At 67.7% G+C, this 21,153-nt stretch carries 23 protein-coding genes; 14 read left to right on the forward strand and 9 right to left on the reverse strand.

All coding sequences use genetic code 11. The features are described from left to right. Positions 1-29: 29 nt before the first annotated feature. A complete protein-coding gene (gene mtnA, locus OGL92_RS16605; protein ID WP_263145541.1) occupies positions 30-1,106 on the reverse strand; it encodes an S-methyl-5-thioribose-1-phosphate isomerase in 1,077 nt (358 codons plus the stop codon). Positions 1,107-1,291: 185 nt separating this feature from the next. On the opposite strand from mtnA, the gene OGL92_RS16610 reads away from it, so the two are divergent. From OGL92_RS16610 to OGL92_RS16630, 5 genes are all read left to right on the forward strand, one after another. Next, complete coding sequence (locus OGL92_RS16610) at positions 1,292-2,611, forward strand: TRZ/ATZ family hydrolase (protein WP_263145543.1); 1,320 nt, start codon at positions 1,292-1,294, stop codon at positions 2,609-2,611. A gap of 121 nt (positions 2,612-2,732) precedes the next feature. Next, the gene (gene ubiG, locus OGL92_RS16615; protein ID WP_263145546.1) at positions 2,733-3,431 is read left to right on the forward strand and encodes a bifunctional 2-polyprenyl-6-hydroxyphenol methylase/3-demethylubiquinol 3-O-methyltransferase UbiG; all 699 of its coding nucleotides are present in this window, start codon (positions 2,733-2,735) and stop codon (positions 3,429-3,431) included. A 3-nt stretch (positions 3,432-3,434) separates the two neighbouring features. Next, complete coding sequence (gene mupP, locus OGL92_RS16620; protein WP_263145548.1) at positions 3,435-4,106, forward strand: N-acetylmuramic acid 6-phosphate phosphatase MupP; 672 nt, start codon at positions 3,435-3,437, stop codon at positions 4,104-4,106. A gap of 182 nt (positions 4,107-4,288) precedes the next feature. Continuing rightward, entirely contained in the window at positions 4,289-5,029 is a 741-nt protein-coding gene (locus OGL92_RS16625; protein ID WP_263145551.1) for a YciK family oxidoreductase, read from the forward strand. Positions 5,030-5,256: 227 nt separating this feature from the next. Beyond that, the gene (locus OGL92_RS16630) at positions 5,257-6,186 is read left to right on the forward strand and encodes a GGDEF domain-containing protein (RefSeq protein WP_263145553.1); all 930 of its coding nucleotides are present in this window, start codon (positions 5,257-5,259) and stop codon (positions 6,184-6,186) included. A gap of 44 nt (positions 6,187-6,230) precedes the next feature. On the opposite strand, the gene rluB is transcribed toward OGL92_RS16630, so the two are convergent. From rluB to OGL92_RS16660, 6 genes are all read right to left on the reverse strand, one after another. Next, the gene (gene rluB / locus OGL92_RS16635) at positions 6,231-7,547 is read right to left on the reverse strand and encodes a 23S rRNA pseudouridine(2605) synthase RluB (protein ID WP_263145556.1); all 1,317 of its coding nucleotides are present in this window, start codon (positions 7,545-7,547) and stop codon (positions 6,231-6,233) included. A gap of 187 nt (positions 7,548-7,734) precedes the next feature. Continuing rightward, a complete protein-coding gene (locus OGL92_RS16640) occupies positions 7,735-7,914 on the reverse strand; it encodes a DUF1289 domain-containing protein (RefSeq protein WP_263145558.1) in 180 nt (59 codons plus the stop codon). Positions 7,915-7,984: 70 nt separating this feature from the next. Beyond that, a complete protein-coding gene (scpB, locus tag OGL92_RS16645; RefSeq protein WP_263145561.1) occupies positions 7,985-8,779 on the reverse strand; it encodes an SMC-Scp complex subunit ScpB in 795 nt (264 codons plus the stop codon). Beyond that, positions 8,780-9,481 carry a ScpA family protein gene (locus OGL92_RS16650; RefSeq protein ID WP_263145666.1) on the reverse strand — a complete coding sequence of 234 codons (702 nt, stop codon included), beginning with the start codon at positions 9,479-9,481 and terminating at the stop codon, positions 8,780-8,782. Positions 9,482-9,588: 107 nt separating this feature from the next. Next, positions 9,589-10,221: an L-threonylcarbamoyladenylate synthase gene (locus tag OGL92_RS16655; protein ID WP_263145565.1), complete on the reverse strand. Its 633-nt coding sequence runs from the start codon at positions 10,219-10,221 to the stop codon at positions 9,589-9,591. A gap of 13 nt (positions 10,222-10,234) precedes the next feature. Then, positions 10,235-11,092, reverse strand: a complete 858-nt coding sequence (locus OGL92_RS16660; protein ID WP_263145568.1) for a PHP domain-containing protein — start codon at positions 11,090-11,092, stop codon at positions 10,235-10,237. Between the two features lie 177 nt (positions 11,093-11,269). Here OGL92_RS16660 and OGL92_RS16665 point away from each other — a divergent pair, with 177 nt between their 5' ends. The 5 genes from OGL92_RS16665 (at position 11,270) to OGL92_RS16685 (ending at position 14,963) form a co-directional block, all read left to right on the forward strand. After that, positions 11,270-11,860, forward strand: coding sequence for a septation protein A (locus OGL92_RS16665; RefSeq protein WP_263145570.1), 591 nt, complete (start codon positions 11,270-11,272; stop codon positions 11,858-11,860). 8 nt (positions 11,861-11,868) lie between these two features. After that, complete coding sequence (locus OGL92_RS16670; RefSeq protein WP_263145571.1) at positions 11,869-12,168, forward strand: YciI family protein; 300 nt, start codon at positions 11,869-11,871, stop codon at positions 12,166-12,168. A gap of 163 nt (positions 12,169-12,331) precedes the next feature. After that, positions 12,332-13,009, forward strand: coding sequence for a response regulator transcription factor (locus tag OGL92_RS16675; RefSeq protein WP_263145574.1), 678 nt, complete (start codon positions 12,332-12,334; stop codon positions 13,007-13,009). Positions 13,010-13,146: 137 nt separating this feature from the next. After that, positions 13,147-13,569: an LTXXQ domain protein gene (locus OGL92_RS16680; RefSeq protein WP_263145576.1), complete on the forward strand. Its 423-nt coding sequence runs from the start codon at positions 13,147-13,149 to the stop codon at positions 13,567-13,569. 74 nt (positions 13,570-13,643) lie between these two features. Further along, positions 13,644-14,963, forward strand: coding sequence for a HAMP domain-containing sensor histidine kinase (locus OGL92_RS16685; RefSeq protein ID WP_263145577.1), 1,320 nt, complete (start codon positions 13,644-13,646; stop codon positions 14,961-14,963). Between the two features lie 30 nt (positions 14,964-14,993). Here the strand turns inward: OGL92_RS16685 and OGL92_RS16690 are convergent, their stop codons facing one another. Continuing rightward, positions 14,994-15,551, reverse strand: coding sequence for a nitroreductase family protein (locus OGL92_RS16690; protein ID WP_263145579.1), 558 nt, complete (start codon positions 15,549-15,551; stop codon positions 14,994-14,996). Between the two features lie 136 nt (positions 15,552-15,687). Between OGL92_RS16690 and OGL92_RS16695 the strand changes: the two genes are divergently transcribed. Beyond that, the gene (locus tag OGL92_RS16695; protein ID WP_263145581.1) at positions 15,688-17,142 is read left to right on the forward strand and encodes a TrkH family potassium uptake protein; all 1,455 of its coding nucleotides are present in this window, start codon (positions 15,688-15,690) and stop codon (positions 17,140-17,142) included. Positions 17,143-17,150: 8 nt separating this feature from the next. On the opposite strand, the gene OGL92_RS16700 is transcribed toward OGL92_RS16695, so the two are convergent. Continuing rightward, positions 17,151-18,152, reverse strand: coding sequence for an AraC family transcriptional regulator (locus OGL92_RS16700; RefSeq protein ID WP_263145584.1), 1,002 nt, complete (start codon positions 18,150-18,152; stop codon positions 17,151-17,153). A 168-nt stretch (positions 18,153-18,320) separates the two neighbouring features. Between OGL92_RS16700 and OGL92_RS16705 the strand changes: the two genes are divergently transcribed. The 3 genes from OGL92_RS16705 (at position 18,321) to OGL92_RS16715 (ending at position 21,123) form a co-directional block, all read left to right on the forward strand. Further along, positions 18,321-18,638, forward strand: a complete 318-nt coding sequence (locus OGL92_RS16705; protein ID WP_263145586.1) for an Mpo1-like protein — start codon at positions 18,321-18,323, stop codon at positions 18,636-18,638. A 203-nt stretch (positions 18,639-18,841) separates the two neighbouring features. Beyond that, complete coding sequence (locus OGL92_RS16710; protein ID WP_263145589.1) at positions 18,842-20,230, forward strand: adenylate/guanylate cyclase domain-containing protein; 1,389 nt, start codon at positions 18,842-18,844, stop codon at positions 20,228-20,230. 125 nt (positions 20,231-20,355) lie between these two features. Then, on the forward strand, positions 20,356-21,123 hold the full coding sequence (locus tag OGL92_RS16715; protein ID WP_263145592.1) for an AraC family transcriptional regulator: 768 nt from the start codon (positions 20,356-20,358) through the stop codon (positions 21,121-21,123). Positions 21,124-21,153: the final 30 nt, after the last annotated feature.

The following is a 21,153-nucleotide window of genomic DNA, read 5'->3' on the forward strand; positions in this document are numbered from 1 at the left end:
AGCCCGGGACCGGGACGCTCCGTCGTCGATCAATGCAGGCGCTTGCGGCACATCAGTTGCGCCATCTTGGCCGCGTCGGGACGTTCGACCACGCCCTTCTCGGTGACGATGGCATCGATCAGGTCCGCCGGGGTCACGTCGAACACCGGGTTGACCACCTCGACCTCGGCGGCGATGCGCCTGCCGCCCAGTTCCAGCAGCTCGCGGCCGTCGCGCTCCTCGATGGGGATGTCGTCGCCGCTTTCCAGGGCCATGTCGATGGTCGAGCTGGGCGCCACCACCATGAAGCGCACCCCATGGTGCATGGCGTTGACCGCCAGTTGGTAGGTGCCGATCTTGTTGGCCACGTCGCCGTTGGCGGTGATCCGGTCGGCGCCGACGATCACCCAGGTGATTCCGGCGGTCTTCATCAGGTGCGCGGCCGCGGCATCGGCGTTGAGGCTCACGGCCACGCCCTCGCCGGCCAATTCCCAGGCGGTCAGGCGCGCGCCTTGCAGCCAGGGCCGGGTCTCGTCGGCGTAGACCCGCTCCACCAGGCCGTCGAGCCAGGCCGCACGGATCACTCCGAGGGCGGTGCCGAAGCCGCCCGTCGCCAGGGCGCCGGTGTTGCAGTGGGTCAGCAGCGCCTGGGGATTGCCCTGGTGCTTGCGGATCAGTTCCATGCCCAGTTGCGCCATGGTCAGGTTGGCTTCGCGATCGCTCAGGTGGATCGCCACGGCCTCGGCCTCCAAGGCCACGAGGGGGTCTTCCCCCGGTTTCAGCCGATCCAGGCGTTCGCGCATGCGGTTCAACGCCCAGAACAGGTTGACCGCCGTGGGCCGCGAGTCCGCCAGGACGCGGAAGTCCGCCTCCAGGGCGGCCAGCCAGTCACCGCCGGCGGCCCGACGGGCGCGCGCCCCCAGCACCAGGCCATAGGCCGCGCTGATGCCGATGGCCGGCGCACCGCGCACCACCATCGACCGGATCGCCTCGGCCACCCCGGCGGCGCTGTCGTAGGCCAGCCAGGTTTCCTCGAACGGCAACACGCGCTGGTCGAGCAGGTGCAAGGCGCCATTGCGCCAATCGATGGCCTTCACCTTTTCCGCCGCCAGCAGTCGCTCGCGCATCGCACACCACCCTCGAAATCAAAAGGCGCCGATTATACGCACATGCGGCCGGCCCCGGTCGGCCGCGCGGCATCCCCGCAAGGCCCGCCGCGAGTCTCCGCCAGGGCGCGCCCGAACATTCCCGGCTTCTAGGGCGAAGCGTTCCTCTATAAACTCGGCGACTACCCCTTTCGTGGACCCTTTCGATGCCCGACGCGCCGCTCGACCTGTTACTGCTTCCCACCTGGCTGGTCCCGGTCGAGCCGGCGGGCGTGGTGCTGCGCGCTCATGCGCTGGGCATCCGCGACGGCCGCATCGCCCTGCTCGCGCCACGGGAGATCGCCCTCAAGCGGCCCGCCCTGGAGGTCCGCGAACTGCCCGGCATGCTCCTGGCCCCCGGCTTGGTCAACACCCACGGCCACGCGGCGATGACGCTGTTCCGCGGCCTGGCCGACGACCTGCCGCTGGGCGCCTGGCTGGAGCAGCACATCTGGCCGGCGGAGAAGAAATGGGTCGACGAGGCATTCGTCCGCGACGGTACCGAGCTGGCCATCGCCGAGCAGTTGCTCGGCGGCATCACCTGCTTCTCCGACATGTACTTCTACCCGGAGGTGGCCAGCGAAAGCGTGCACAAGAGCGGCATCCGCGCGCAGATCACCATCCCCGTGCTGGATTTCCCGATCCCCGGCGCCCGTGACGCCGACGAGGCGCTGCGCAAGGGCCTCGCCCTGTTCGACGACCTCAAGCAGCACCCGCGCATCAGCATCGCCTTCGGCCCCCACGCGCCCTACACGGTGGGCGACGAGCGGCTGGAGAATATCCGGGTGTTCGCCGACCAACTGGACGCGCGCATCCACATGCACGTCCACGAGACCGCCTTCGAGGTCCAGCAAGGCCTGGAGCTGCACGGCGAACGCCCGCTGGCCCGCCTGGCCCGTCTCGGCCTGCTCGGCCCACGCTTCCAGGCCGTGCACATGACCCAGGTGAACGACGAGGACCTGGAACTGCTGGTGGAAAGCAATACCAGCGTGATCCACTGCCCGGAATCCAACCTCAAGCTGGCCAGCGGCTTCTGCCCGGTGGAGCGCCTGTGGCAGGCCGGGGTCAACGTCGCCATCGGCACCGACGGGGCGGCCAGCAACAACGACCTCGACCTGCTCGGCGAAACCCGGACCGCCGCGCTGCTGGCGAAGGCAGTCGCCGGTTCGGCGACTGCGCTGGACGCCCATCGGGCGCTGCGCATGGCGACTCTCAACGGCGCCCGCGCGCTGGGCCTGGAGGAAGACATCGGCTCCCTGGAGACCGGCAAGTCCGCCGACCTGGTGGCCTTCGACCTGTCCGGCCTGGCGCAACAGCCGGTCTACGACCCCGTTTCGCAACTGATCTATGCCAGCGGGCGCGACTGCGTGAAGCATGTCTGGGTCGCCGGCAAACCGCTGCTGGAAGACCGCCGCCTGACCCGCCTCGACGAAGCGAGCATCGTCGCGCGCGCCCGCGAGTGGGGCGAGCGGATCGGCCGCGACTGATGGCGCCGGCCCCGCTGCGACAAACTGACCCGCGGCGGACGCCCCCGCGTCCGCCCGAAGCTGGCACCATGGGCGCTCCGTGCCTCCGGCACGCCCCTGGCGCCCCTTGCAAAGGAATCCCATGAGCAACGTCGACCACGCCGAAATCGCCAAATTCGAAGCCCTGGCCCATCGCTGGTGGGACCGCGAAAGCGAGTTCAAGCCGCTGCACGACATCAACCCGCTGCGGGTCAACTGGATCGACGAACGCGTCGGCCTGGCCGGCAAGCGCGTGCTCGACGTCGGTTGCGGCGGCGGCATCCTCAGCGAGGCGATGGCCCAGCGCGGCGCTCGGGTGACCGGCATCGACATGGGCGAGGCGCCGCTGGCGGTGGCCCGCCTGCATCAGCTGGAATCGGCGGTGCCGGTGGACTATCGCAAGATCACCGCGGAGGCCATGGCCGCTGAGAAACCCGGCGAGTACGACGTGGTGACTTGCCTGGAGATGCTCGAGCACGTGCCCGACCCGGCCTCGGTGATCCGCGCCTGCCGCGAACTGGTCAAGCCCGGCGGCCAGGTGTTCTTCTCCACCATCAACCGCAATCCCAAGGCCTATCTGTTCGCCATCCTCGGCGCCGAATACCTGCTGCGCCTGCTGCCGCGCGGCACCCATGACTTCAAGAAATTCATCCGCCCGTCCGAGCTGGGCGCCTGGAGCCGCGAAGCCGGGTTGCAGGTGCGCGACATCGTCGGGCTGACCTACAACCCGCTGACCCATGCCTACAAGCTGGAAGCGGACGTCGACGTCAACTACATGATCCAGACCCTGCGCGAGGAGTGAGCCATGCGCCTCAGAGCGGTTCTTTTCGACATGGACGGTACCTTGCTGGACAGTGCGCCGGACTTCGTCGCGGTGATCCAGGCGATGCGCGCCGCGCGCCGCCTGGCGCCGGTGGAGGAAGCCCGGGTGCGCGACGTGGTCTCCGGCGGTGCGCGGGCGATGGTGGTCAACGCCTTCGACGTCGACCCCCTGAGCACCGAGTTCGAGGCGCTGCGCCTGGAATTCCTCGAACGCTACCAGCAGCACTGCGCGGTCCTGACCCGACCGTTCGACGGCATCGAGGCCCTGCTCGAGGACATCGAGCGGGCCAAGCTGCTATGGGGCGTGGTGACCAACAAGCCGGTGCGCTATGCCGAGCCGATCATGCGTCAGCTTGGCCTCGCCGAACGCTCGGCGCTGCTGATCTGCCCGGACCATGTGACGCGCAGCAAACCGGACCCGGAACCCTTGCTGCTGGCCTGCGAGCGGCTAGGCCTGGAGCCGGCCAGCGTGCTGTTCGTCGGCGACGACTTGCGCGACATCGAGTCCGGCCGCGCGGCCGGTACCCGCACCGCCGCGGTGACCTACGGCTACATCCACCCCGAGGACAATCCCCGCAGTTGGGGGGCGGACATCGTGGTGGACCACCCGCTGGAATTGCGCGCCGCGCTCGACCAGGCGCTGTGTTCCTGCTGACGCCAACCGCGCCGCGCTAGCCGCCGGTCGCATCGCCAGGCGCCCTCGCCCGGGCGTCCAGGCTTCCTGGCGGTCGCCGAACGTTCGGCCGCCGCTCCCGTGCCGGCCGAGGCACCGTCCCGCGCGACATCTCCTAGGCTCTACCGAAACGATTTCAAGTATCTGGTTCGAGGAAACACCCCATGTTCGATTATTCCGCCCGCCCCGACCTGCTCAAAGGCCGGGTGATCCTGATCACCGGCGCCGGACGCGGCATCGGCGCCGCCACTGCCCAGAGCTACGCCGCCCATGGCGCCACCGTACTGCTGCTGGGCAAGACCGAGGCCAACCTGAACGCCGTCTACGATGCCATCGAGGCGGCCGGCCATCCGCAGCCGGCGGTGATTCCCTTCAACCTGGAGACCGCCCAGCCGCACCAGTACGACGAACTGGCGGCGAAGCTGGAGAGCGAGTTCGGGCATATCGACGGCCTGCTGCACAACGCCTCCATCGTCGGGCCACGTACGCCCCTGGAGCAGCTTTCCGGGGAAAACTTCATGCGGGTCATGCAGATCAACGTGAATGCCACCTTCATGCTCACCAGCACGCTGTTGCCGCTGCTGAAGCTGTCCAGCGATGCCTCGGTGGTGTTCACCTCCAGCAGCGTCGGGCGCAAGGGGCGGGCCTACTGGGGCGCCTATGCGGTATCCAAGTTCGCCACCGAGGGCCTGATGCAGGTGCTGGCCGACGAGGTGGACGGGGTCGCGCCGGTGCGCGCCAACAGCGTCAACCCGGGTGCCACCCGCACCAGCATGCGGGCCCAGGCCTACCCGGCGGAAAACCCCCTGGATAATCCGCCGCCGGAAGCGATCCTGCCGGTCTACCTGTACCTGATGGGCCCGGACAGTGCCGGGGTCAACGGCCAGGCCTTCGACGCCCAATAGCCGGCAATGGACTTGGCACCTGGCCGCCAGCTTTCCGGCGGCCACCCGGGCCGGCTCGGCAAGGCGCTGCCGGTTTTCGCCGGGTTCTCGGCGGCGGTCCTCGGAAACGCTCGCTGCAAAAACAGCAAGTACTTGACTTAAAAGGCTTTTGAAAAAAGTTAAAACGTCTGGCACGGAATTCGCTCTAGACCTTATGTCGTCGAGTTAAGCGTCAGAGGTCTGGCTCCATGGTCCCGCCCAGTCACAGCAACACCATCGATTTCGATGCCGCCAAGCTGCAGCGCCTCGGCTATGCCTCGACGCAGCGGGCAAATCCGTTGCATCCGATCAGCCTCGCCGACCTGCGCCGTCAACTCGGCATGCAGTTGCAGACCAGCCTGGAGGCCGAGCGCATCCTCGCCCTGTTTTTCCAAGAGGTCCAACGCCTGGTGCCGCTGGACGCCCTGGTCTATCAACACCCGAACAGCGACCTGCGGCTGGAGTTCGGCAAGCGCGCCAGCCACTCGGCCAGTTACCGGCTGAGCCACGAGGGCGAATACCTGGGCGAGTTGATCTTCCGCCGCCAACGCCGCTTCGACGACGCCGAGCTGGGCCAGCTCGAATCCCTGCTCGCCAGCCTGCTGTTCCCGCTGCGCAACGCCCTGCTCTACCGCGCGGCCCTGCGCAGCGCATTGCGCGATCCGCTGACCGACACCGGCAACCGCATCGCCATGGACCAGGCGCTGCAACGCGAAGTGGACATCGCCCGGCGCAACCTGCTGCCCCTGTCGGTGCTGATGCTCGACATCGATCATTTCAAGTCGATCAACGATCGCTTCGGCCATGGCGCCGGCGACGAGGTGCTCAAGACCATCGCCTCCGCCCTGAAGGCCAGCCTGCGCAACGTCGACATGGTGTTCCGCTATGGCGGCGAAGAATTCCTCGTGCTGCTCTCCAACACCACGCCCGAGGCGGCGGCCCTGGTCGGCGAACGGCTGCGCCTGGCGGTGGAGGAGCTGCAACATCTGGTGCAGGGCCATGCCATCGAGCTGTCCATCAGCCTGGGCTGCGCCACCCTGCTGCCGGCGGAAACCCTGGAAAGCCTGCTGCGCCGCGCCGACAACGCGCTCTACACCGCCAAGCGCGGCGGACGCAACCGCCTGGCCATGGCCGGCTGATGAAAAAGGGGCTCATCGAGCCCCTTTTTCTATCCAGCCAAGCCTCAGCGCTTGCGACCGAACCCCGGACGCTGGCCGTCGGCCGCCGGGGGACGCTTGCTCGGCACGGCGCGCGGCTTGCCCGGCGCAGGCGTGCGGGGCTTGCGCGCCGGCCGCTCGGCCAACTCCACCGGCGGGCGCTCCTGCGGCTTGCTCGGGCGCTTCTTGTTCACGTCGCGGGGCCGCTCGGCGAGGGGCGTGCCTTTTTGCTCGCCACGGGCCGCCGGTGCGCGCGCGGGCCGCTGGGCCTTGTCGTCGCGCGGAGCGCGGGACGCCGGACGCCCCGCCTCTTCGCGGCGCGGCGCCCGGGTCGGACGAGCACCTTCCTCGGCCTTGGGCGCGCGAGCCGGACGCGTATCGCCTTCCGTCCAGGAGGAACGCGCCGGACGGGCGCCTTCTTCGGCCCTGGGCGCGCGTGCCGGCCGTGGGTTGCCCTCGCCCGCCGGGCTACGGGTGCTGCGGGCCGGCCGCTCGCCACGGCCCACCGGCTTGGCGGACTTGCGCTGCAAGCGGTCCAGTTTTTCCCGCAGCTTGCCTTTCATGTCAGGCAACGCGACCGGCTTGAGACCGACCTCGGCGCTGAGGATATCCACTTCGCCCTGGCTCATTTCGCGCCAACGGCCCATGGTCAGATCGGAGGTGAGGAACACCGGGCCGAAGCGCACGCGCTTCAGGCGGCTCACCACCAGCCCTTGGGATTCCCACAGGCGGCGCACCTCGCGGTTGCGCCCTTCCATCACCACGCAGTGGTACCAGTGGTTGAAACCTTCGCCGCCCGGGGCCTCCTGAATATCGGTGAACTTGGCCGGGCCGTCCTCGAGCATCACCCCGTTCTTCAGGTTTTCGAGGATCTCTTCGGTGACTTCGCCGCGCACCCGCACGGCGTATTCGCGGTCCATTTCGTAGGAGGGGTGCATCAACCGGTTGGCCAATTCGCCGTCGGTGGTGAACAGCAGCAGCCCGGTGGTGTTGATGTCCAGGCGACCGATGTTGATCCAGCGGCCTTCCTTCGGCCGGGGCAGGCGATCGAACACCGTGGGGCGGCCTTCGGGGTCGTCGCGGGTGCAGATCTCGCCGTCCGGCTTGTTGTAGATGAGTACGCGGCGCACGGCCTCGGCGCTCTCTTCGCGCTTGAGCAAACGGCCGTCGACGCTGATGGCGTCATGGCTGTCGACGCGCTGGCCGAGGGCGGCGGCGGCGCCGTTGACCTTGACCCGCCCTTCGCCGATCCAGGCTTCGATGTCCCGGCGCGAAGCCAGGCCCATGCGCGCCAGGACCTTTTGCAGTTTTTCCCCAGCGGGGCTGTATTCGGTATCACTCATCAGGGCACCTCCCGGTGTGTCATCAAGGTGATGGGGGCGAGACGTTCGCCAGAGTCGATCGCATCGAGCGCCGCGCACGTGTTGCCCGGATAACAGGACAGGCACGGCGAACCTCGAGGAGGGCGCGCATCATACGCGCAACGCGCCCGCGAAGCACGGTTGAGGCTAGCCGAGCCGGCGCAGCCCGTCAGTATTTGCGGCGCCCGGTAGCCTCCAGGCTCAACAGGCGCAGTTCCGCCTCGGCGAGAAGAGCGCGCCTTTCGGCCTTGTCCAGGGACTTCCATGCCTTGATCTCGCGCTTGCTGCGGCCACACCCGACGCAGATGTCCTGGTCGAATTCGCAGACTTTGATGCAGGGGCTTTTCATGGGCGCCTCCGGGCCGTTCGCTGGAGCCCTGGTCTTTCTCTGAGCACGGCGCGAAGAATTGATTCGCGCCCTAGTGCAGGGTTTCTTCGCCGTCGCTGTCCTGCCCGGAGGCGTCCGCCAGGGCGGCGGAGTCCTCGACCGGCAGCGCGGCGAGGTCGTCGAAATCGGTCTTGAGCCCCTGCTCCATTCCGTCCAGTTCGGCCAACAGGCTGCGGAAACTGGTCTCTTCGCGGGGTTCGCCGGCGTCTTCCGCCGCACTGGCATCGGCGCGGGCCTGCAGGTCGGCCGGCACCGGCGCGTCCTCTTCCAGGCCGAGCACCGGCTCGGGCTCCAGTTCGCGCAGCGCGGCCAGCGGCGGCAAGCCCTCCAGGCTCTTGAGGTTGAAATGGTCGAGGAAAGCCTTGGTGGTGGCGAACATCGCCGGCTTGCCGGGAACGTCGCGATAACCCACCACGCGTATCCATTCGCGTTCCTGCAAGGTCTTGACGATCTGGCTGTTCACCGCGACGCCACGGATGTCCTCGATCTCGCCCCGGGTGATCGGCTGGCGATACGCGATCAGGGCGAGGGTTTCCAACAGCGCGCGGGAGTAGCGCTGCGGACGTTCCTCCCACAGCCGCCCGACCCAGGGCGAAAAGCGCTCGCGGATCTGCAGGCGATAACCGGACGCCACCTCCTTCAGTTCGAAGGCCCGCTTGTCGCAGGACTTGCGCAGCGCCTCCAGGCCGGCCTTGAGCTGGCTCGGCGAGGGCCGCTCGGCCTCCTCGAACAGCTCGCCCAGGCGCTCCAGGGAAAGCGGCCTGCCGGCGGCGAGCAGGTAGGCTTCGAGCAACAGGGCAAGGGCTTTCGGGTCGGAGAGATTCATTCAGTCTTCGGTTCTGGCACGGACATGGATCGGCGCGAAGGGCTCATTCTGCACCAGCTCGACCAAGGATTCCTTGACCAGCTCGAGCACCGCCATGAAGGTCACCACCACGCCCAAACGACCTTCCTCGGCGCTGAACAGCGCCGCGAAGGGCACGAAGGCGCCGCCGCGCAGGCGTTCCAGCACCTGGCTCATGCGCTCGCGGGTGGACAGCGCCTCGCGGGTGATCTGGTGGCTTTCGAACATGTCCGCGCGCCGCAGCACTTCGGCCATGGACAGCAACAGTTCCTCCAGGCTGACGTCCGGCAGGCGCTTACGCACCCGCGCCTCGGGCGCCGCCACCGTGGGCACCAGGACCTCGCGACCGACCCGCGGCAAGCGGTCGATTCCCTCGGCGGCGGCCTTGTAGCGCTCGTACTCCTGCAGGCGGCGGATCAGCTCCGCGCGCGGATCGTCCTCCTCCGCCTCGATCTCGCTGGAGCGCGGCAGGAGCATGCGCGACTTGATCTCGGCGAGCATCGCCGCCATCACCAGGTACTCCGCCGCCAGCTCCAGGCGCACGGTCTTCATCAGCTCGACATACCCCATGTATTGATGGGTGATCTCCGCGACCGGAATGTCGAGGATGTCGATGTTCTGCTTACGGATCAGGTACAGCAGCAGGTCGAGGGGCCCTTCGAAGGCCTCGAGGAAGACTTCCAGGGCATCCGGCGGGATGTACAGGTCGATCGGCAGCTCGGTGACCGCCTGGCCGTAGACCAGGGCGAACGGCAGCTCCTGCTGGAGGGGCCCGTCCTGCGGCGCTTCGCTCACGCGTCGGCCTGCCGGAACGGCGCCGGATCGCCGCAGCCCACGCGGATCACCTCGGGCTCGCCATCGGCCAGGTCGATCACCGTGGACGCCTCGAGGCCGCCGTAGCCGCCATCGATGATCAGGTCCACCTGGCGCTCCAGCACTTGGCGCATCTCGTAGGGATCGCTCATCGGCAGGCTTTCCCCGGGCAGGATCAGGGTCGCGCTGAGCAGGGGCTCGCCGAGTTCCGCGAGCAGCGCCTGGGTGATCGGGTGATCCGGCACCCGCAGGCCGATGGTGCGCCGCTTGGGGTGCATGAGCATGCGCGGCACCTCGCGGGTGGCACTGAGGATGAAGGTGTAGGGGCCAGGGGTATGCGCCTTGAGCAGGCGGAAGGCGCCGGTGTCCACCTTGGCGAACACCCCCAGTTGCGACAGGTCGCTGCACACCAGGGTGAGGTTGTGCTTGTCGTCCAGGCGGCGCAGGCGACGGATGCGCTCGACGGCATTCTTGTCGCCCAGGTGGCAACCCACGGCGTACGAGGAATCGGTGGGATAGACCACCAAGCCGCCGTTGCGAATGATCTCCACGGCCTGCTTGATCAAGCGGGCCTGTGGGTTCTCCGGATGAAGCTGGAAAAACTGGCTCATGGACTCTCGCTGTTCACAGAGGGGTGAAAATTGGACCGAAGCGGTCCCACAGGGGTGGCAGGTCTTCGGGCACCGGGCGGTACATGCCCAGCTCCGACCAATCGCCGGGCGCGTGGAAATCGCTGCCGGCGCTGACCAGTAGACCGAACTCGCGGGCCAGAATTGCGAGGCCGCCGACCTGCTCCGCGGGTTGCAGCCCGTTGACCACCTCCAGGGCGTGGCCGCCGCCGGCGATGAAATCGGCGATCAGCTTGCGCCGCTTGCTGCGGGTGAAGGCATATTGCCAGGGATGCGCCAGGCTGATCCAGGCGCCGGCGGCCACCAGGGTCGCCAGTGCCGACGCCAGGCTCGGCCAATGCTGCTTGACGTCGCCCAGCTTGCCCGAGCCCAGCCACCTGCGGAACGCCTCCGCCCTGTCGCCGACATGGCCGGCGCGCACCAGGAATTCGGCGAAGTGCGGACGCGCCGGTGCGTTGCCGCTGTCGCCGAGCGCCTGCTGGATCGCGCGGGCGCCCTCGAAGGCGCCCGGCATGCCCTTGGCCGCCAGGCGCGCGCCGATTTCCTCGGCCCGCGCCCAGCGGCCCCGGTGCAACTCGCCGATGGCCGCTTGCAAGGCCGGGGCGTCGCGATCGAAGGCATAGCCGAGCACGTGGATGGTGGCGCCGCCCCAGGTACAGGACAGCTCGATGCCCGGGATGAGGCGGATATCCAGGGCCTGGGCCGCGCGCTGCGCCTCGTCCAGGCCTTCCAGGGTGTCGTGGTCGGTCAGCGCCAGCACACGGACGCCGCGGTCATGGGCGCGGGCGACCAGCACCGAGGGCGCCAGCGCACCATCGGAAGCGGTGCTGTGACAGTGCAGGTCGATTTGCATAAGGCTCGGCTCACTCCAGTTCGATGCGCCAGCGTCTTCCGATCTGCCGCGGGTCGCCGCCGGTCGGTTGCCGGGGCGCTCCCTCATAATACCCTGTGGAAAACTCCAACCCGATCGGAGTTTCCCTGCATAGCGGGTTTGTTATTATGCCGGGACATCCCGCCCGTGGCCGCCGCAGTGAAACAACTCATCGATTTCATCCCGCTCATCCTGTTTTTCATCGTCTACAAACTCGAACCCCGCGTCGTCGAACTGGCCGGACACAGCGTCACGCTGGGCGGCATCTTCAGCGCCACGGCGGTGCTGATCATCGCGTCGGTGGTGGTCTACGGGGCGATCTTCATCGCCCATCGCCGGCTGGAAAAAGGCCAATGGCTGACCCTCGCCGCCTGCCTGGTCTTTGGCGGCATGACCCTGGCGTTTCACAGCGAGACCTTCCTCAAATGGAAGGCGCCGGTGGTCAACTGGCTGTTCGCCCTAGCCTTCGCCGCCAGCCACTTCATCGGCGACAAGCCGCTGATCCAGCGCATCATGGGCCATGCGATCACCCTGCCGGCGATCACCTGGATTCGCCTGAACCTGGCCTGGATCCTGTTCTTCCTGATCTGTGGTTCGGCGAACCTGTTCGTCGCCTTCACCTTTCCCGAATACTGGGTCGACTTCAAAGTCTTCGGCAGCCTGGGCTTGACCCTGCTGTTCCTGGCTGGCCAGGGCCTGTTCCTCGCGCGGCACCTGCACGACGCCGAACCCGAAAACCGTAACGAGTAAGGATCACCATGCTCTACGCGATCATCGCCACCGATGTACAGGATTCCCTGGAAAAGCGCCTGGCCGCCCGGCCCGACCATCTCGCCCGCCTCGAACGGTTGAAGACCGAAGGCCGCCTGGTGCTGGCCGGCCCGCACCCGGCCGTCGACAGCAACGACCCGGGAACCGCCGGCTTCAGCGGCAGCCTGGTGGTGGCCGATTTCGAATCCCTGGAAGCGGCCAAGGCCTGGGCGGAGGCCGACCCCTATCGCGACGCGGGCGTATACGCCTCGGTGCTGGTCAAGCCCTTCAAGCGCGTGCTGCCCTGAGGCCCGCCGGGCGCTCGCCGTGGGTCCAGCCCCGAAGGATGGACACGAGCGCCGGCCACGTTTCCGATCTGCGAATCCTTCGTTATCGTTCGGCCCGGTATGCCCTTCGCGGGCGATACGCGGAACATCCGGCTGCTGCGCCACCCGGCGCTCGAGGATAGTCATGAGCGAACTGCTGTTGATCGACGACGACCAGGAGCTGTGCGATCTGCTCGCCACCTGGCTGGTCCAGGAAGGCTTCATCGTGCGGGCCTGCCACGACGGCCAGGCCGCGCGCCAGGCCCTGGCCGAACAGGCGCCGGCCGCCGTGGTGCTGGACGTCATGCTGCCCGACGGCAGCGGACTGGAATTGCTCAAGCAACTGCGCAGCGATCACCCGGACCTGCCGGTGGTCATGCTGTCCGCCCGCGGCGAGCCCCTGGACCGCATCCTCGGCCTGGAACTGGGCGCCGACGACTACCTGGCCAAGCCTTGCGACCCCCGCGAATTGACCGCCCGCCTGCGCGCCGTGCTGCGACGTACCCAACCGGTGGCGCAAACCAGCCAGCTGGAGCTGGGCGACCTGAACTACAGCCCGTTGCGTGGGGTGGCCAGCGTCGGTGGCCAGGAAATCGCCTTGACCGTGTCCGAGGGGCGCTTGCTGGAAGCCCTGCTCACCCAGCCCGGCGAACCCCTCGACAAGCAGGAACTGGCGCAACTGGCCCTGGGGCGCAAACTGACGCTCTACGACCGCAGCCTGGACATGCACGTCAGTAACCTGCGCAAGAAGCTCGGCACCCACGCCGACGGCCGTCCACGCATCGTCGCGTTGCGCAGCCGCGGCTATTACTACGCGCCCTGATCCGGCCGGCGCGACAGGCCTTCTCGCCGCGGCCGGCGGCCTTTACCTTGCCTTTACCCTCGCCTGACCACGCTTGACCTGGCGCGCCCTAGACTGGGCTCATCCGGCAACCGGCCGGTGATCGACGAGGAAAGATCATGCACAAGACACTCACTGCCCTGCTGTTCGCCATCGCGCTTCCCGGCCTGGCCATGGCCGACTCCGCCCGTGCCCCCATGGGCGGCCCGCCGGGGGGTGATTTCGGCGGCCTGCATATGTTCAAGGCGCTCGACTTGAACCGCGATCAACGCCGCGACGTGGGCATCCTGATGGCCGAACAGATGAAGAGCCGCCGGGATATCACCGAGCGCTATCTGGACAAGCTGCCGGCAGCCGACAAGCAGGCCATGGAGAACGAAATCAAGGCCGCCAAGGACAAAACCGATGCGGCGATCCAGGCGCAGCTGACGCCGGACCAGCAAAAGCGTTTCGCCGAGCTGAAACAGGAACAGACCAAGCGCCGCGCCGAACGGGAAGAATTCGAAGCCTGGAAGGCCCAGCGGGTCAGCAAGACCGAGTGAGAAAAGCCCAAGCCAACCCCATCGCCCTCGGGTAGCCTGCTGCCCGGGGGTTTTCACGTTTTCGAGGAGGCGCCGTGCGCTCATTGTTCTGGCGGGTGTTCGCCAGTTTCTGGCTGGCCATCGCCCTGGTCGCCGGCCTCTCGCTGTTGCTGGGCCATGCCGCCAACCAGGACACCTGGATCATCGCGCGCCATCCGGCCATCGCCAACTTCGCCGGCAACTGGGTGAAGGCCTTCGAGGCGGGCGACACGCAGCGCGCGTACAGCTTGCTGGAGCGCCGCAAGAGCCGTTACCACATGGACGTGCAGATCCTCGACGTGAACTACATCCCGCTGATGCGGGTAACCCAGCTCCCCGCCCCGCCGCTATTCGGGCCACGCAACGATCGACGCCTGCCCTGGCGACGCCTGACCGAGGAATACACCAGCGAAAAGGGCAACACCTACCTGTTCATCTACCGCCTGCCGTATCCCGAACTGGACGACTGGCGGCGCAGCAGCCTGCTCTGGCCGTTGAGCGCCCTGGGCATCGCGCTGGTGGTGCTGACCCTGTTCAGCCTGCTGCTCACGCTGTCCATCACCCGACCGCTGGACCGCCTGCGCCGCGCCGTGCATGACCTCGGCCACACCGTCTACCAACAGGAAAGCCTCTCCCGCCTGGCTCGACGCCACGACGAATTGGGGGTGCTGGCGCGCGACTTCAACCGGATGGGCCAGCGCCTCCAAGGGCTGATCGGCAGCCAGCGACAACTGTTGCGCGACGTATCCCACGAGCTGCGCTCGCCCCTCGCGCGGTTGCGCATCGCCCTGGCGCTGGCCGAACGGGCGGGCGCCGAGGAACGCGAACGCCTATGGCCGCGCCTGACCCAGGAGTGCGATCGCCTGGAAGCGCTGATCAGCGAAATCCTCGCCCTCGCCCGGCTCGATGCCGAGCCGGGCGCGTCCCACCGCATCGAGTTGCTGCCGCTGGCGCGCAAGCTGCGCGAAGACGCCAAGCTGAGCCACCCGAACCAACGCATCGACCTGCACATAGAACCGGACCTGACCCTGCTCGGCTGGCCGGACATGCTGGAGCGCGCGCTGGACAACCTGTTGCGCAACGCCCTGCGCTTCAACCCGCCCTCGGCGCCCATCGAGATCGTCGCGCGACGGCGGGGCGAACGTCTGCTGCTGAGCGTGCGCGACCAGGGTCCCGGCGTCGCCGAAGAACATCTCGAGCGGCTCGGCGAGCCGTTCTTCCGCGAACCCGGGCAGAGCGCCAGCGGCCACGGGCTCGGGCTGGCCATCGCCCGGCGCGCGGTCGAGCGGCACGCCGGCAACCTGATCCTGGGAAACCATCCGCAGGGCGGCTTCATCGCCACCCTCGACCTGCCCCTGGATCGCGGCGCGACCTGAGCCTGGCGGCCAGCCGGTGCTACCGGCGGGTCAGCCCCAGGCCGATACGAAGTCTTCGGGAGACAAGACCGGCGGGGTGCGGAAGCCGTTTTCCGCCTGCCCCAGGTAGATGAACCCGAGGATACGTTCCGACTCGCTCAGACCCAGCCCCTGGGCGACGTGACGGTCGTGGGACAGCTCGCCGGTGCGCCATATCGCGCCGAGTCCCTGGGCATAGGCCGCCTGGACGATACCGTAGGCCGCGCATCCGGCCGCCAGGACCTGCTCGCCATGGGGCACTTTCGGGTGATCCTGCAGGCGGGCGATCGCCACCACCAGCAGGGGCGCGCGCAACGGCATGGCCCGGGCCTTGTCGAGCGCCTCGGGACGCGGGTCGGCGGTATTCCTGCGCACCGCCTCGACGAAGAGCTCGCCCAGCTTCTCCCGCGCCGCGCCTTCAAGGGTCAGGAAGCGCCAGGGCCGCAATTGACCGTGGTCAGGGGCGCGCAAGGCGGCGCGGAACAGCAGGTCGCGTTGCGCGGCGGTCGGCGCCGGACCCGTCAGGCGCGCCACGGACACGCGGTTGAGCAAGGCATCGAGAGCATCCATAGACCATCTCCTAGATCGAATGAGCCGGCATTCTAGCCTGATCGCGCCCGCGCACGTCCCCGGCGACCGCCGCCGGTTTACAGCGCTAGCGCCATGGGTAGAATGGCGCCCTTCGTCCGCGTGACCGAGTTCTCCCATGGCTTTGCCGACCCTGCGCATCATCGGTTTCATCATCGGCATCTTCCTCATCACCCTGGCCATCAGCATGACGATCCCCATGCTGACGCTGCTGGCCTACGACCGTGGCGACGACCTCAACTCCTTCCTCTGGGCCAGCCTGATCACCTTCGCCACCGGGCTCGCCCTGGTGCTGCCGGGCCGTCCGCAATCGATCAACCTGCGCCCGCGGGACATGTACTTCCTGACCACCGCGAGCTGGATGGCGGTATGCGGCTTCGCCGCGCTGCCGCTGCTGATGATCCAGCACATCAGCTACACCGACGCGTTCTTCGAAAGCATGTCCGGGGTGACAGCCACCGGCGCCACCATTCTCAGCGGCCTCGACGGCATGTCGCCGGGCATCCTGATCTGGCGCTCGCTGCTGCACTGGCTGGGCGGCATCGGCTTCATCGGCATGGCGGTGGCGATCCTGCCCTTGCTGCGGGTCGGCGGCATGCGCCTGTTCCAGACCGAATCCTCGGACTGGTCGGAAAAGGTGATGCCGCGCTCGCACATGGTGGCCAAGTACATCCTGGCGGTGTATGTCGGCATCACCCTGCTCGGCAGCCTCGGTTTCTGGGCCGCCGGGATGAGCGCGTTCGACGCGGTGAACCACGCCATGTCGGCGATCTCCACCGGCGGCTTCTCCACCTCGGACCTGTCCCTGGCCAAATGGCGACAGCCGGCGGTGCACTGGGTCGCGGTGGTGGTGATGATCCTCGGCAGCCTGCCCTTCACCCTCTACGTGGCGACCCTGCGCGGCCACCGCCTGGCGCTGTGGAAGGACCAGCAGGTACGCGGGCTGCTCGGCCTGCTGCTGGTGACCTGGTTCGGCTTCAGCCTGTGGTACTGGCTGCATTCGGACATGCCCTGGCTGGACGCCTTCCGCATCGTCGCGGTGAACGTCACCTCGGTGGTCACCACCACCGGCTTCGCCCTTGGCGACTACACCCTGTGGGGCAGCTTCTCGATCATGCTGTTCTTCTATCTGGGGTTCATCGGCGGCTGCTCCGGCTCCACCGCCGGTGGGCTGAAGATCTTCCGCTTCCAGGTGGCCTGGGTGCTGCTGCGCGCCAACCTGCAGCAACTGGTGCACCCGCGCGCGGTGATCAAGCAGCAGTACAACGGCCACAACCTCGACGACGAGATCGTACGTTCGATCATCACCTTCTCGTTCTTCTTCACCATCACCATCGCGGTGATCGCCCTGGGCCTGACCCTCACCGGGCTCGACTGGATCACCGCCTTGTCCGGCGCGGCCAGCACCGTGTGCGGCGTCGGCCCGGGCATGGGCCACATCATCGGGCCGGCGGGGAATTTCTCCAGCCTGCCGGACGCGGCGAAATGGATGCTGTCGGTGGGAATGCTGCTCGGGCGCCTGGAAATCATCACCGTGCTGGTGCTGCTGACGCCGACCTTCTGGCGTCACTGAGGCCCGCCTCACAGCCGCGCGCGGTACTCGCCGGGCGTGATGCCGAACCAGCGACGGAAGGCACGGAAGAAGTTGCTCGGGTCGGCGAACCCCAGCAGGTAGGCGATTTCCAGCAGGGTCAGCTTGGGCTGCGCGAGGTACTGTTCGGCCAAGTCGCGGCGGGTGACGTCGAGCAGTTCCTGGAAGCTGCTGCCCTCCTCCTGCAAGCGCCGCTGCAAGGTACGCTGCGACAGGTGCAAGGCCGCGGCGACGCTCTCCCGCTTGGGCTCGCCCTGGGGCAGCAGGCGGCACAGCACCTGGCGCGCCTGATGGGTGACCCGGCTTTCGGAGAACCGCGCCAGGTACTCCCCGGCGAAACGATCGTGCAACTGCGCCAGCGCCTCGTTGGCGGTGGGCAGCGGGCTCTCCATGTCGGCGCGCTCGAAGATCAGCCCGTAATGGTCGGCATTGAACACCAGTGGCGCCTGGAAGACTTGGCGGTAGGGTTCCGGATTCGCCGGCGCGGGGCCCTGCAGGCGCACCTCGCGCGGCGTGATCGGGCGCCCGGTCAGCCAGCGGCAGAAGGTCAACGCGTAGGCCAGGGACGCCTCGGCGCTCTGCCGGGCCGGCGGCAGGCGGTCGCCATGGATCGCCAGGCTCAACACATAGGCATCGCCGCTGGCGCGGAAATGCAGGTCGGCGCCCTCGGCGATGATCCGCTGGTAGCGCACCAGGCGGGCGAACCCTTCCTTCAGGGTACGGCTGGACATCAGCGCGTAGCCCACCACATGGAAGGCCGCCGGGCGCACGCCCTTGGCCATGTTCAGGCCGATCGCCGGATCGCCGGACAGCGCCACCGCGCGCTCCCAGAGCCGGGTCATGGCGTCCTGGGGGAAACGCGCGTCGGCGTCCGCCAGGGCGGCGTAGTCGAGGCCGAGCTCGCGAAACAGCCGGCGGCAATCGACCCCGCCCATTTCCAGGGCCTGGACGATGCCCGAAGCCCAGCTCGACGAGGTGGTGCGTTCGCTCATGGCGCCTTCTTGTTCGAGGTGATTCACGGGCCGGAAAAGACCGGTCGCCGGCAAGGATACTAGACTGGCACCCATTGTCACTGCCCGGCGCCCGGCATCCGCCTAGACTGCGGGACAGGGATGCCGCCGCGCACCCGACTGGCCGACCATAACAACAGGAGGTGCCCCGTGAGCACTCGAGCCGCCGAGCGTTACAGCCGATTTTCCGAGTTCTACCCCTATTACCTGCAGGAACACAGCAATCCGGTCTGTCGCCGCCTGCATTACGCCGGCAGCCTGCTGGTACTGGCGATCCTTTTCTACGCGCTGGCCACCCAGCAATGGCTTTGGCTGCTGGCGATGCCCCTGGCCGGCTACGGCTTCGCCTGGGTCGGGCACTTCATCTTCGAGAAGAACCGCCCCGCCACCTTCCAATACCCGCTCTACAGCCTGTTGGGCGACTGGGTGATGCTCAAGGACGCCCTCACCGGGCGCATCCGTTTCTGAGCCAAGACGAGCGGACGGGCGGCGCCCGCGTCCCAGAGCCTCGCCCGGGGTTTCGGCGACTCCCGGCGTGCCGCGCCGGCGCCCCGGTCCTTGGCTGGTCCCATCACCCTTGGTTATGATCCCCCACCCGCCGAAGGTTTGGCTTGGGTCTTGCAAAGCCGCGTTCCATCGCAGCGCCTATCCAGCAGGGATCGTTTCCATCCATGAAGTCAGTCGTACCAGATCGTCTCAGCAACCTGCCCATCCCGTTGCTGCGCGAATACTATTCGCGGGTTCTGGCTTACATCGCCACCGCCGCCAGCATCGCGGCCGGCACCTACGTCCAGCACTTCACCTACGATCTGCTGTGGATGGTCCCCTACGCCCTGCTCTACCCGCACCTGGCCCACCACCTGAGCCTGCGCTACAAGCGCGACCATCCACGGCAGGCGCATCTGGTGCTGCTGTTCATCGATGCCGTGCACGCGGGCGCCGGCGCGGTGCTGCTGGGCTTCTCCGTGGTGCCGGGGATCATGTTCCTGCTCACCCTGAGTTTCAGCGCGCTGATGATCGGCGGGCTGCGCTACCTCGGCCTGGCCCTGCTGGTGGCCGCCAGCACGGTAGTGCTCACCAGCGTCAGCTTCCGCCCTGAACTGAACGCCGCCACGCCGGTGCTGGTCTCCCTGGTGAGCACCCTGTTCACGACGCTGTACATCTGCATCACCGCCTATTTCGTCCATCAACAGGGCCTGCGCCTGGCGCAGGCGCGGGGTGAAATCACCCGCGAACAAGAAAAGGCCGCCCGGCTCGCGCGCAACCTGGCCAAGTACCTCTCGCCCCAGGTGTGGGAAACCATCTTCAGCGGCAAGAAGAGCGTGCGCCTGGAGACCCAGCGCAAGAAACTCACGGTGTTCTTCTCCGACATCAAGGGCTTCACCGAGCTGAGCGAGGAACTGGAAGCCGAGGCCCTGACCGACCTGCTCAACACCTACCTCAACGAAATGTCGAAAATCGCCCTGAAGTACGGCGGCACCATCGACAAGTTCGTCGGCGACAGCGTGATGGTGTTCTTCGGCGACCCCACCTCCCAGGGCGCCAAGAAGGACGCGGTGCTGGCGGTGTCCATGGCCATCGCCATGCGCAAGCACATGAAGGTGCTGCGCCAGCAGTGGCGCGCCCAGGGCATCACCAAACCCCTGGAGATCCGCATGGGGCTGAACACCGGCTACTGCACCGTCGGCAACTTCGGCGCCGACACGCGTATGGACTACACCATCATCGGCCGCGAGGTGAACCTCGCCAGCCGCCTGGAAAGCGCCGCCGAGTCCGGGGAAATCCTGATCTCCCACGAGACCTATTCCCTGGTCAAGGACGTGATCATGTGCCGCGACAAGGGCCAGATCAGCGTGAAGGGCTTCACCCGCCCGGTGCAGATCTACCAGGTGGTGGACTTCCGCCGCGACCTGGGCGCGAGCTCCAGCTACGTTGAGCACGAGCTGCCGGGCTTCTCCATGTACCTGGACACCAACGGCATCCAGAACTTCGACAAGGAACGGGTGATCGAGGCCTTGCAGAAGGCCGCGGAAAAACTCAAGGACAAGGTCATTCTCTAGGACGATTCACCCGCCGCGTCGCCGTCCGAAATCCCTCTGCGACCGTCGGGCCTTTTTCGCGGGCATCTTCGGCGCCCGGCAGGGGCCATTCTGGGTAGACTGCGGTATCCGCCGAGGAAGCCGCGATGTCTTCGATTCTCTCCCTGCGCCACTACGATCATGAGCTCATCGCCCACAGCCACGCCCATCCGCAACTGGTGTTCGGGCTCTGCGGGCAACTGGATTTCGAAGTGGCCGGGCGCGGCAGCCTGGTGGTGCGGCAGTCCCTGGCGGTGATCCCGGCCGGCGAGCACCACGCCTGCGGTAGCCCGGAAGGCAGCCGCTGCCTGGTGCTCGACGTCCCGCCCAGGAATTGGCTGCGGGAACGCCTGAGCGGGCACGCCGACGCCTGCCAGCGCCTGATCGAGCGACCCGGCACCCTGCGCTTGAACCCGGCCCAGGGCCAATTGGTCGCCTGGCTGGCGGGCAGCCCGGTGCAGGATGCGGTGATCGCCGAACAGGGTGCCGCCCTGCTCCTCGCCAGCCTCAGCCAGAACCACCCGGAAGCCACCGAGCCACGGCGCCTGCCCCTGGAGGCGCTGTGCGCGCATATCGACCAGCACGCCGCCCACCCACTGCAAGTCGCCGATCTGGCGCGCCTGTGCGGCCTTTCGGCCGCGCGCTTCCATCTGCGCTTCCTCGCCGAGACCGGCGCAACGCCGATGGATTTCGTCCGTCGACGGCGCCTGGTGCGGGGCCGCGAACTGTTGATGAGCAGTTCGCTGGCGGTCGGCGAGATCGCCGCGCGGGTCGGCTATGCCTCGCAGAGCGCCTTCACCGCGGCGCTGGTCCGCGAGTTCGGGGCCTCGCCCCGCGCCTTGCGCCGCGAGGGCCGCGACAATTCCCGCGAGTAATGCGACAGATTCGCCGCAGCGGTTTCCCTA

Origin of the sequence: Pseudomonas sp. RIT-PI-AD, from assembly GCF_025642785.1 — a bacterium.
Lineage (GTDB): Bacteria > Pseudomonadota > Gammaproteobacteria > Pseudomonadales > Pseudomonadaceae > Pseudomonas_T.

Coding starts and splice junctions, on each gene's coding strand:
- mtnA (WP_263145541.1), bottom strand. CDS start 1,106: ATGCGCGAGCGACTGCTGGCGGCGGAAAAGGTGAAGGCCATCGATTGG.
- OGL92_RS16610 (WP_263145543.1), top strand. CDS start 1,292: ATGCCCGACGCGCCGCTCGACCTGTTACTGCTTCCCACCTGGCTGGTC.
- ubiG (WP_263145546.1), top strand. CDS start 2,733: ATGAGCAACGTCGACCACGCCGAAATCGCCAAATTCGAAGCCCTGGCC.
- mupP (WP_263145548.1), top strand. CDS start 3,435: ATGCGCCTCAGAGCGGTTCTTTTCGACATGGACGGTACCTTGCTGGAC.
- OGL92_RS16625 (WP_263145551.1), top strand. CDS start 4,289: ATGTTCGATTATTCCGCCCGCCCCGACCTGCTCAAAGGCCGGGTGATC.
- OGL92_RS16630 (WP_263145553.1), top strand. CDS start 5,257: ATGGTCCCGCCCAGTCACAGCAACACCATCGATTTCGATGCCGCCAAG.
- rluB (WP_263145556.1), bottom strand. CDS start 7,547: ATGAGTGATACCGAATACAGCCCCGCTGGGGAAAAACTGCAAAAGGTC.
- OGL92_RS16640 (WP_263145558.1), bottom strand. CDS start 7,914: ATGAAAAGCCCCTGCATCAAAGTCTGCGAATTCGACCAGGACATCTGC.
- scpB (WP_263145561.1), bottom strand. CDS start 8,779: ATGAATCTCTCCGACCCGAAAGCCCTTGCCCTGTTGCTCGAAGCCTAC.
- OGL92_RS16655 (WP_263145565.1), bottom strand. CDS start 10,221: ATGAGCCAGTTTTTCCAGCTTCATCCGGAGAACCCACAGGCCCGCTTG.
- OGL92_RS16660 (WP_263145568.1), bottom strand. CDS start 11,092: ATGCAAATCGACCTGCACTGTCACAGCACCGCTTCCGATGGTGCGCTG.
- OGL92_RS16670 (WP_263145571.1), top strand. CDS start 11,869: ATGCTCTACGCGATCATCGCCACCGATGTACAGGATTCCCTGGAAAAG.
- OGL92_RS16675 (WP_263145574.1), top strand. CDS start 12,332: ATGAGCGAACTGCTGTTGATCGACGACGACCAGGAGCTGTGCGATCTG.
- OGL92_RS16680 (WP_263145576.1), top strand. CDS start 13,147: ATGCACAAGACACTCACTGCCCTGCTGTTCGCCATCGCGCTTCCCGGC.
- OGL92_RS16690 (WP_263145579.1), bottom strand. CDS start 15,551: ATGGATGCTCTCGATGCCTTGCTCAACCGCGTGTCCGTGGCGCGCCTG.
- OGL92_RS16695 (WP_263145581.1), top strand. CDS start 15,688: ATGGCTTTGCCGACCCTGCGCATCATCGGTTTCATCATCGGCATCTTC.
- OGL92_RS16700 (WP_263145584.1), bottom strand. CDS start 18,152: ATGAGCGAACGCACCACCTCGTCGAGCTGGGCTTCGGGCATCGTCCAG.
- OGL92_RS16710 (WP_263145589.1), top strand. CDS start 18,842: ATGAAGTCAGTCGTACCAGATCGTCTCAGCAACCTGCCCATCCCGTTG.
- OGL92_RS16715 (WP_263145592.1), top strand. CDS start 20,356: ATGTCTTCGATTCTCTCCCTGCGCCACTACGATCATGAGCTCATCGCC.